This is a genomic window from Microcoleus sp. Pol11C3 (genome assembly GCF_036701485.1).
Taxonomy (GTDB): domain Bacteria; phylum Cyanobacteriota; class Cyanobacteriia; order Cyanobacteriales; family Microcoleaceae; genus Microcoleus.
Genome location: NZ_JAUBQW010000043.1, coordinates 35,828 through 44,415, shown reverse-complemented (window position 1 = coordinate 44,415; position 8,588 = coordinate 35,828). Strand labels below are relative to the sequence as shown.

Below are 8,588 nucleotides of genomic sequence, written 5' to 3'. Positions count from 1 at the left end.
TCAGAAGACAAGATTTGTTCCATCGGCTCGGGAGCGGTGGAATCGACGGTCAAACAAATAGATAGAAGGTTGAAAATTTCTGGCGCTCAATGGTTGAAAAAAAATGTCAATCAAATGCTAAAACTTCGTTGTGCTTACCTCAACGACCTCTTGGCCATTTGAGGCTTTTGCAAAACCGGGATGCTCCCGGCTTAATTGTCCACTATATGGCTACGCTGTTAGCATCGAAGCGGATGAATCATTCTGAAAAACTCACAGCAGAACTTGCCCCAGATTTTGTGCCTCTTCTCAATAAAATTGCTTCCTTTCCTGCTGTTGCCGAAGGTGCAGCAACTCCAGAACCCACAGAAGAACAGCGCCTCACTTCTTCGCTACAAGTTCAAGCCGAAATTGCTTCTAATATTCAACTCGATACCGATACATTAAATCTACCCTTCCTTCAAGTCGATAGCCTGACTCTTCGACAATGCCGCACCGTTATTCGAGCGCTCAATTCCACTCTCCCACGAAGTGAGCATATTCGCCTTAAACTCAACAAAAAAGATGTGCCAGCCGATTCGTTAAAATTTCAAATTAAGAAGCACGTTGAGCATCGACCGCAGCAATTTGTCTCCCTAATTGAGCAAATTTTGAAAGCTAGTTAAAATGCTCGGAGAATCAACGACTAAATTAGTGTTCTTTTTCAAAAAAACTTCTGGTAACGAGTTGATAGAAAGTTTTTTTGAGTGAACCCTCCCTTTCCATATCTGGCGATTAGTTACTTTTTTCACCATTGCCAAAGGGAATCAGACCCCTGCCAATCTGTTCTATCAACTCGTTGAGACTCAATCCCAGTTCAATGGCGATCACACCGCACGAATTTCCTCCATCCTACCGACGTTACCTGGATCTAAGCTAGATAGCAGCATATCTGCCTGCCGCGAAGATTTGTTGTGCGGTTAATTGCAAGTCTGGAAACATTGAGGAAATAAGCCGAGATCCATTTTGAAACAACTGTTTTTGATACTCATCCTCTCGCAGGGTACAAATCGTAACTGTCGGCTGTTTGGGTTTGCCAATATATTCTCTGCCACCAATCCCTAAATAGTCAACAATCCAATACTCAGGTACTCCAAGCAGGGCGTAATCTTCAACTTTACGGGCGTAGTCATTCTGCCAGTTGGTACTAACAACTTCAGCAATCAGTTTAATAGAAGAACCTGATGTAATTACAGGTTCTTGTTGCCACAAAGGTTCATTAATTAGTCGAGTTTGGTCTAATACAAGCACATCTGGGCGAAAGGCTGTTGCTGTTCCTAATAGTTTGATGAGACAGCGAGGGGGGATAAAGTAGGGTAGCTCCATGCGGTCAATTTCTACATTCAGTTTTCGTCCCAGAAAACCGGATACTTGTTCGTGGGGCCCTGTTGGTTCCATTTCGGTTAATTCACCATCAATGAGTTCGTAACAATCGCTGTCGCCGTAGTTCGTAATAAATTCATCAACAGTTATAAATTTTGGAGGTGATTGAACCATTGTGTTTGTTCCTCATCCGACGGCAATGTACGTCTTTATTCAAAGCCTCGCCATACCTGAAAGATTGGCTGTGGGTTGTTTGCGACTTTGTTCCTCGGCGTCAGTCAAAGTAATTTTGCGCCTGCCAATCTGTTCGATCAACTCGCTCAAACTCAATCCGCGCTCTTTAGCAATAGCGCGAAAACCTTCCCACCCCGCAGATGTTACCTGAATGTTCCTTTGCTTTTTTGGCTCCTCATATCGAGGTTCGCCTCCGCCTAACTTTAAATTAGCTAGAGAGTTGGGGTGGAGCTGCGTTCCTTTGCTTGGGGGCATTTTGCAACATTATCCTTTCGACTTTTTTCTTTATTATCCCACATTACGAGCAGATTTCCGTGTTACTATAGGAAAGATGGAATCAACCTATACGAGTCAACTTCTTCAATCTGGTGTCTAGCTTTGGGGCTGGCAAGTCAGGGGTTGACTTATCTCAGGAGGCACTAGGAAATGCACCCAACTCAGGAGACACCGGGCAGCGAGCAGCGTCAACCTTTAGTAGTTTTGCGAGGCTCAACCCGAAAGCACCACCACACTGTTGCAGACTCCCTGCGGATTGACCCAGATTTCCAAACGCTCATCCCTCCTTTGAGTGCGAGCGAGTTTGCTACCTTAGAAGCCAGCATTCAAGAGAAAGGGTGTCGGGACCCTTTGGTGGTTTGGGCTGAAGAAAAAATTCTCATCGACGGTCACAACCGCTATGCTATTTGTACGGCGCACGGCATCCCCTACAAAACTGTAGAGATGTCTTTCGACAGCCCTAACACCGTCAAAGTTTGGATGCTCCTCAATCAACTGGGCCGCCGCAATCTCACGTCTGAGTCAGTCAGCTATTTGCGCGGCACTTGGTACGAACTCACCAAACAGTCCCGCGGCGGAGACAGAAAATCAAGTGGTCATTTTGACCACTTGAAAACAGAGACAAAGTTGGGGGCACAGTTCAAGGCATCCCCAAAAACAGTTCGCAGAGACGCTCAGTTTGCTAAAGCAGTAGACACCCTGAGTTCCATTGGAGGAGAGGATATGAAGTGGAAAATACTGAATCGCTCTGCGGGGATGACCAAGAAGCAGGTCATCGCTTTGGCGATTGATGCTCGCAGCCGTCCGGCTAAGGTTGCCAAAACTTTACAGGGGCGCGACCAAAAAGTAAAGCCTGAAGGTGAACCTACCATCGCTCATCACCTGACGCTCAAAATTGGTTCCTTAGTAGAAGTATACGCGCCCGATCGCCAAGACGTTAACGGCAGGTTAGGCCGCATTCACTCAGTCGGGGAGAAAACCGCCACTGTGTGGATGCGACACATCCCCACCGTTACTATGGACTTGTACACCTTCAAACACTCGGCTCTTACTGCTGTACCGCTCGAAAATCAACCGGGACTTCAAGAAATTTGCGATCGCACTGACCGACTTCACAAATTAGGAAATCTAGATCCGTTTGAAGTCGAAATTCTGAACTTGTTAGAAAGAACAACTGCTCTTACTCCCACCGAATTGCTGTATTTAGAACAGATTGAGAACAGACACAAGCTTGATTGAGTGCCTCGCAACTATTTTTTTGTTTGGGGACACTAATAATTTCGGAAATTTTAGTTGATTCACTTGACAGTTCAAACACTGAGTCAATCAATTTTTGTTGAGCTGCTAATTGTTGCAGTGAATAACAAGCTACCGCTCGCACTCGCTCGGGAGACTTGCTAGCATTTTTGGCAGCAAACGGCCCCCAGAAAGCACTCAGTACAATCTTAATCTGTTCCGATATTGGGTATGTTTGACTCAAACAGTAATCCCAAACCATCTCATCGAATGGGTCGTTTAGTGCAACTAAAACACCCGATATTTGCGACTGCACTTGCTTCTGATTTTGGTCAGGTAACGGCTGATTGTTCAAATTGGCAATCATAAATTTCTCCTGTTAAGCTAACTTATTTACATCCCACTCAAGACTTTAGTATTTGCCCTCAAGGAACAAACTCTCGTTCTTGAGGGGAGCGAATCCACAAAGTACAAAATCCTTTTTGTGCAGGTTTACCCTCTACTGTCAGCGTCACCCCCAATCTATTTATCTCAGTTTCACACAGTTTTTTGCCACCTTTCTCGCTCAACAAAGCTTGATTCCAGCTCATAAATTGGCGAGCATATTTCCCTTCATTGCTGGTTGCCCACTGAATTGTATCCGCGTTCTTGCGAGCAAACTGACCCTCTTTGCTCAGCCCCCATTCGAGCGCTACGGCTTGTTCTAAAGTGAGCTGGCGCGGCCCTTTTGGGTCGAGTTCAGGCGCTGGAATGAACCGGGGCAGCGCTAACCCGATAAACGCGCCGATCGCCATTGCCCCTAACACCACCCCGCTCCCAAAAATCACCGACCAAATATCGTGAGCAACTTTCTCTAAAGCTGCTTGTCGTACTAGGGTGTAAACTGAGTTGGAAATGTGGCGATGTTGCACCTTAACAGCCGCTTTTCCCTGCCGTTCTAAAAACTCCCTGCTTTCTTTTTCCCAATTCTCAGTAAGCTGCCGAACTTGTTCCAATTCTTGAGAGATGACAGCTTGAGAATCTTTCAAATCACCTTGCCATTGAGATTGCCAATTCTTGAAAAACTGGTCAATCTCTTGCGGTTTTTTTTCTAACAGCAGTTCGAGTTGACCTGTCGCCAGCAATACGATAAAAAGCGGGTCATTTTTATTGAGACCGTATCGGTAAGCTGTCTGAATGACATGAGAGCGAAATTTGGAGTCTTTGCCCTTGAGTACCTGGCTGATTAGTGACTCAGTATCTCTCTCGTACATGGGAGGGGCAGATAAAGGATCTCTGTTCAGAGCTTCTCTTTCCCTCGAATCATCGTCTATGAGTTCCCAAAACTCCTCTTCATTTAGCTTATTCCCATCTAATCTCAACTTTTCTTCTACTGCATCTTCTGGGAATGTATCTGGAGAATCGGGCAAAATGAGCGAATTTTCAGCAGATTGTATGGAATTATTTTTGGTATTATTAAGTCTGCCCTGTTCCCTTGGCGTTTCCAATATCTCGCCAAACTCTTCAGAGTCAACTTCGGAAAGTTCTTCTAAAAGTCGATCGGACATTTAACCTCCTACCTAATCAAAATCCTAATCTTTATGCTGTTCTGTATCGCGCATTCTATAGTCTGAACTCACACATTTTGTCCGTCCTATAAAGTTGACAACCTGTTCCTAAATTTGTGGTTTATTCTCGGGTGGCATTTCCTCATCTTTTTTTCGTTCATAGGGAGCGATGACTTCTTTTTTATTGCGATTGGGTGCGTTGTTAAACAAACCTACATCTTCTATCAGACGAAAACAGTCTTCCAGAAAAGTATGCAATCGCTGCTGACTAATCAAGAAAAATTCAGAGTGTTTCATTGCTTGAGAAAAGGACAATCGCTTCGTATCAATAAACTTGCGCTCTCTTGCACTCAGAGCCGGCAAATCTACGACAGGAATTCGGTAATTATTAATGAGCTTGTTCATTTCCTTATGGCTTTGTACGTGCGACCAATCTTTGCAAACTCCAAAATTGCGGACAAAAATGTGATTGAGCTGACCTTCAAAGTAGTTGAAAGAGTCAATAAACATTTCAATGCTGTCCGTTGTGCCACCGCAAATAAACCACTTGCATACGTCAACTCCTGACTGCTCTTTAAAATCGGGAGAAGTTAAATTAGCTTCGTCAATCCATTTGTTGATAATGCCGTAAACCCGAGCTGGTAAATTGACAATCACAGGAGTTTCTACTGCTGTTTCAAAAATAATATCGATATCGAAAAACTTCTCTTCATCTTCAACTAAAGCTACGATTTTTGCATTGTGTTCAGGATAGCGCTGCTGCACGTCAGGATTTTGAAAATCGCCATCAATTAACGTGTACAGCAGTTCATACTTCTGATTGAATTCAACCAGAATCCGAGTTAGCATCGACTTGCCAACGCCACCTTTCTCGCCGTCAACCAAGTGAATCATGTTAGTCATTTCATTCCTCCTTGCTGGATGTCGATGTCTATTAAAGGCTTAATAATTTTTAACTAAAGCTAGGCCCGACCATTGCTGGATCGAAACCAGCTAAGTTAAACGCGCTGTTTTCAAACTCAACTTCTCCCGAAAATTCGTCTGGTTCTTTTTCTTCGGGCAAACTTGCTGGATTTGAACTCTCAGGGGCCGTTAATTCTGCAGCAATAGATGCACCTGAATTCGATAAGTGAGGGAAAGTAGCTAAAGGAATTAAACCCGAAGAAATACCAGGGGCAATTGCTCCTAACTCGGTACAGTTAAATCCCGCATCTCGGCAAACTTCATCTATCTGCCTGAGCAAAAAATTAATGCTTTCTCGCCTCAAATACTCTAAGTCTGTAATAGAATGACTACCGCTATTGCGTAAAGCTGCTAACAACCACCGCGCTTTGATTAGAGGTAAAATCGTTTCCTGGAAACTAAAAAAAGGATGATTTTGCAGGTAAGATAGCAAGATAGCGTCTTCGGAATCTGGCAAAACTTGACAGCGCCAGCAAAATTCCTTGTAACGTTTTCTAGGCATAATTCCTCACCTTCTTTCCAGCACCTCGGTAGGGCCCTCCCAATAAGAGAGCTGCATCTAAGTTTGCTTCTGATTCCTCTAATGAAGGTTCTGTATTCGACGACGACTCATCACTCCATTTATTAGAATCATCTAAGCAGCTATCTTTGATACTTGAATCAGCATTTTGTTGAACGCAAATTTCACTGTTTTGTTCAGTAATATCTTCAGTCTTTTGTTCAGTGGGTTCCTCAATTTTTTGTTCAGTGGGTTCCTCAAATTTTTGTTCAGTAATATTTTCAGTCTTTTGTTCAGTGGGTTCCTCAAATTTTTGTTCAGTAGATTGCTCCGATTTAGCGTGAGTAAATTGCTCAAGTTTTAATTTAGTAGGTGGCTCGGATTTGGGGTGAGTAGGTTGTTCAGATTTTGGCTTGGTAGATTGTTCAGATTTGGGTTTGGTAGATTGTTCAGCACATTCTTTTACACTCTGTATATCAGTCGTAGGCACTGGAGCATCTCCTGAACTGGAAGTTGTATCTTCTGCCCTCTGAGAAGTCGCCGCAACAGACCTTTGCCTCAGTACCTCAAACTGAGATTTGAAGTAAGAAAATAGTCCGTAAACATCAGCTATGCGGCAACCTAAACCATCAGGATCGAGCGTTTTTGGCACTGTTATACCTGCGTGCCAAGATAGCGAATAATGAGAAAACTGATTTCGCAGTTCTGGCTTCATATATTCAGAAGTCCCCCCGCAAAATACAATTTCATCTAAATCGGGCGGCAGCACTTCATTAATCCAATGAGATAGCATTCGAGCGTAGTCGAAGCGAGACAGCTTGACTGCTTCAATCAATTGGTCAACTTCTCGATCTTTAGCTGTTTCCTCTCGATTCCGAGCAATTCGGTAAAAGTAAGGGCGGTTGTAGCTTACGCCTGCTTGAGCGATTGATAAAGCCAAACGGGAAGCATCGTAGTTAGAGGTTCGCTCTTGAACTAAATCCACCAACCTTACCATTCCTAAGTCTGAAGTTTTGCCCTTACCGACAGCACCGCGTGCCGAAACTATTACCGAAGCATTGCGAAATCCTACCATAACAAAGGCAGTTACCCGCTGCTTGAAGGCTGAACCTAAGTTGCTGTTGTGGATCAAAGCAATGCCGCCGCCTTCTTGCAAAGCTTGGGTTTTGTCCAGGGTGACGGAGAGCTTGCCGGTGGGTGTTTCAAATGAAGCAGAGTATTGACTTAAGAGTTCAAAAAATTGCTTGGAGTCATTAAATTCGCCTGGGGGCAAGAAAACGGAGATCGCAGCGCTAAATTGACTGCCTAAATCTAACTTCCGCGACACTACCCACAAAGCTGCTAGAGCTTTGTACAAAGCGCTACTGTACTTCAGTCCCGCCAAACCGATGTGAGCATTGAATTGCGCTGCTGCCAGGTAGCCAACGGCTCGGCATTCATTACCAATTGCCACCCAAGCAATATTTTCGGGAGATGCTGATGCGAGGTTGGGTTGTGTGAAACAATTGGCTATGTCTTGGCTCACTGGCCCCACCTGCGATTCCATTACAAAGGAGTTTGCTTTACTGCCTGCTTGCGAGCTTTGGCAGAAAACTCTAGTAGATAAGCCGCCAAAATCTATAGCCAGAATCGCATCTGGTATTGAGGATTTTTTCTTCATAAATGCTGGTTTTTATTACGTTATAAAATGATAATATTGGCTTCAGTTTAAGTCTGACCTCACCAAATTCGGTGGTTTTAGATAGTTAAAATAGCCCCCTCCAAATGGCGGGGTAGAGGCTGCCTTGCAAGGAAAACATCTCGGTTTGTGTCGGTTGCTTTGCGCTTCCTACAAATAGCAACTATGTCAAGGTTAGGCTAAGATGAAAGGCGAAAGATTGATTTTGATAACTATCCTGTCTTCGTTTAACTCAAGCTGAGCGGGTAGTTCTGGAGCTTCAAAGAAATAAATTGGGTACGGTAATCTTCGGGCAGCTTGATTTGATGTTGCCACTCGAAACTTTGCAACTCGGCTTCCGCAAGCGTTTGCCTCAGTTTGTATTGGTGAGAATCTGCGCGTGTTCCGTGCAGATTTTTATCTTCTTGCTGCAAGGGTTGAAGCAGTTCTGCTAATTCTTTAATATTTTTTGATATTTTCAATTGCCGATTCCAGAGAGCAATCCATCATATCCCAGTCAATACCATCATCGGGGAACAGCGATAATTGTCCAGGCGAGACGTTGGATTGCCCGCGGTTGTGATAAGAAAGGTGACACGCAGTACAAAGGGCTATTAAGTTTTCTGGACGGTTGTCCTCCGGTATCCGGTTGCGGTGGTGCACTGTCAAAGTTAGGGAACATCGTTCGGACTTGGTTAAACCACTTTTCCTACCGGGTCGGAGGCATTGTTGGTTGCATTTAGTACAGCGCCAAAGAGCACTTTCTTTCACTGAGAGCGCAATCTCTCGCCAATTTTTTGGATACCTTTTGGGTTTTGCCATAAACGTCAAAGCT

11 protein-coding genes and 1 pseudogene are annotated in these 8,588 nt (G+C 44.2%); 3 read left to right on the top strand and 9 right to left on the bottom strand.

All coding sequences use genetic code 11. The features are described from left to right. Positions 1 to 162 (top strand): annotated as a pseudogene (locus QUA40_RS12535) (ISKra4 family transposase); the annotation flags it as partial. Between the two features lie 5 nt (positions 163 to 167). Further along, positions 168 to 644, top strand: coding sequence for a hypothetical protein (locus QUA40_RS12530; protein ID WP_333125921.1), 477 nt, complete (start codon positions 168 to 170; stop codon positions 642 to 644). 250 nt (positions 645 to 894) lie between these two features. On the opposite strand, the gene QUA40_RS12525 is transcribed toward QUA40_RS12530, so the two are convergent. Both QUA40_RS12525 and QUA40_RS12520 read right to left on the bottom strand, forming a co-directional pair. Next, complete coding sequence (locus QUA40_RS12525) at positions 895 to 1,515, bottom strand: Uma2 family endonuclease (protein ID WP_333125919.1); 621 nt, start codon at positions 1,513 to 1,515, stop codon at positions 895 to 897. A 39-nt stretch (positions 1,516 to 1,554) separates the two neighbouring features. Further along, positions 1,555 to 1,830, bottom strand: a complete 276-nt coding sequence (locus tag QUA40_RS12520; RefSeq protein ID WP_333125916.1) for a hypothetical protein — start codon at positions 1,828 to 1,830, stop codon at positions 1,555 to 1,557. A gap of 171 nt (positions 1,831 to 2,001) precedes the next feature. On the opposite strand from QUA40_RS12520, the gene QUA40_RS12515 reads away from it, so the two are divergent. Then, entirely contained in the window at positions 2,002 to 3,090 is a 1,089-nt protein-coding gene (locus QUA40_RS12515; RefSeq protein ID WP_333125913.1) for a hypothetical protein, read from the top strand. Here QUA40_RS12515 and QUA40_RS12510 read toward each other — a convergent pair. The 7 genes from QUA40_RS12510 to QUA40_RS12480 all read right to left on the bottom strand — a co-directional run bounded on the left by QUA40_RS12510 (position 3,032) and on the right by QUA40_RS12480 (position 8,575). Continuing rightward, positions 3,032 to 3,454, bottom strand: coding sequence for a hypothetical protein (locus QUA40_RS12510; protein WP_333125911.1), 423 nt, complete (start codon positions 3,452 to 3,454; stop codon positions 3,032 to 3,034). The genes QUA40_RS12515 and QUA40_RS12510 overlap by 59 nt on opposite strands. Positions 3,455 to 3,512: 58 nt before the next feature. Further along, positions 3,513 to 4,634, bottom strand: coding sequence for a DUF6753 family protein (locus QUA40_RS12505; RefSeq protein ID WP_333125909.1), 1,122 nt, complete (start codon positions 4,632 to 4,634; stop codon positions 3,513 to 3,515). A gap of 108 nt (positions 4,635 to 4,742) precedes the next feature. Continuing rightward, positions 4,743 to 5,537: a mobilization protein MobD-like protein gene (locus tag QUA40_RS12500; protein WP_333125906.1), complete on the bottom strand. Its 795-nt coding sequence runs from the start codon at positions 5,535 to 5,537 to the stop codon at positions 4,743 to 4,745. Between the two features lie 49 nt (positions 5,538 to 5,586). Further along, the gene (locus tag QUA40_RS12495) at positions 5,587 to 6,099 is read right to left on the bottom strand and encodes a hypothetical protein (protein WP_333125903.1); all 513 of its coding nucleotides are present in this window, start codon (positions 6,097 to 6,099) and stop codon (positions 5,587 to 5,589) included. Further along, positions 6,092 to 7,756: a hypothetical protein gene (locus QUA40_RS12490; protein WP_333125900.1), complete on the bottom strand. Its 1,665-nt coding sequence runs from the start codon at positions 7,754 to 7,756 to the stop codon at positions 6,092 to 6,094. The genes QUA40_RS12495 and QUA40_RS12490 overlap by 8 nt, the downstream gene beginning before the upstream one ends. A 245-nt stretch (positions 7,757 to 8,001) precedes the next feature. Further along, positions 8,002 to 8,235 carry a hypothetical protein gene (locus QUA40_RS12485; RefSeq protein WP_333125898.1) on the bottom strand — a complete coding sequence of 78 codons (234 nt, stop codon included), beginning with the start codon at positions 8,233 to 8,235 and terminating at the stop codon, positions 8,002 to 8,004. After that, positions 8,213 to 8,575, bottom strand: coding sequence for an HNH endonuclease (locus tag QUA40_RS12480; RefSeq protein WP_333125896.1), 363 nt, complete (start codon positions 8,573 to 8,575; stop codon positions 8,213 to 8,215). Before QUA40_RS12480 ends, QUA40_RS12485 begins: the two co-directional genes overlap by 23 nt. Between the last annotated feature and the right edge of the window lie 13 nt (positions 8,576 to 8,588).

Excerpts from the sequence above, each read along its gene's own strand:
- QUA40_RS12495 (WP_333125903.1), bottom strand. The coding sequence starts at position 6,099 with ATGCCTAGAAAACGTTACAAGGAATTTTGCTGGCGCTGTCAAGTTTTG.
- QUA40_RS12510 (WP_333125911.1), bottom strand. The coding sequence starts at position 3,454 with ATGATTGCCAATTTGAACAATCAGCCGTTACCTGACCAAAATCAGAAG.
- QUA40_RS12505 (WP_333125909.1), bottom strand. The coding sequence starts at position 4,634 with ATGTCCGATCGACTTTTAGAAGAACTTTCCGAAGTTGACTCTGAAGAG.
- QUA40_RS12520 (WP_333125916.1), bottom strand. The coding sequence starts at position 1,830 with ATGCCCCCAAGCAAAGGAACGCAGCTCCACCCCAACTCTCTAGCTAAT.
- QUA40_RS12515 (WP_333125913.1), top strand. The coding sequence starts at position 2,002 with ATGCACCCAACTCAGGAGACACCGGGCAGCGAGCAGCGTCAACCTTTA.
- QUA40_RS12525 (WP_333125919.1), bottom strand. The coding sequence starts at position 1,515 with ATGGTTCAATCACCTCCAAAATTTATAACTGTTGATGAATTTATTACG.
- QUA40_RS12490 (WP_333125900.1), bottom strand. The coding sequence starts at position 7,756 with ATGAAGAAAAAATCCTCAATACCAGATGCGATTCTGGCTATAGATTTT.
- QUA40_RS12500 (WP_333125906.1), bottom strand. The coding sequence starts at position 5,537 with ATGACTAACATGATTCACTTGGTTGACGGCGAGAAAGGTGGCGTTGGC.
- QUA40_RS12480 (WP_333125896.1), bottom strand. The coding sequence starts at position 8,575 with ATGGCAAAACCCAAAAGGTATCCAAAAAATTGGCGAGAGATTGCGCTC.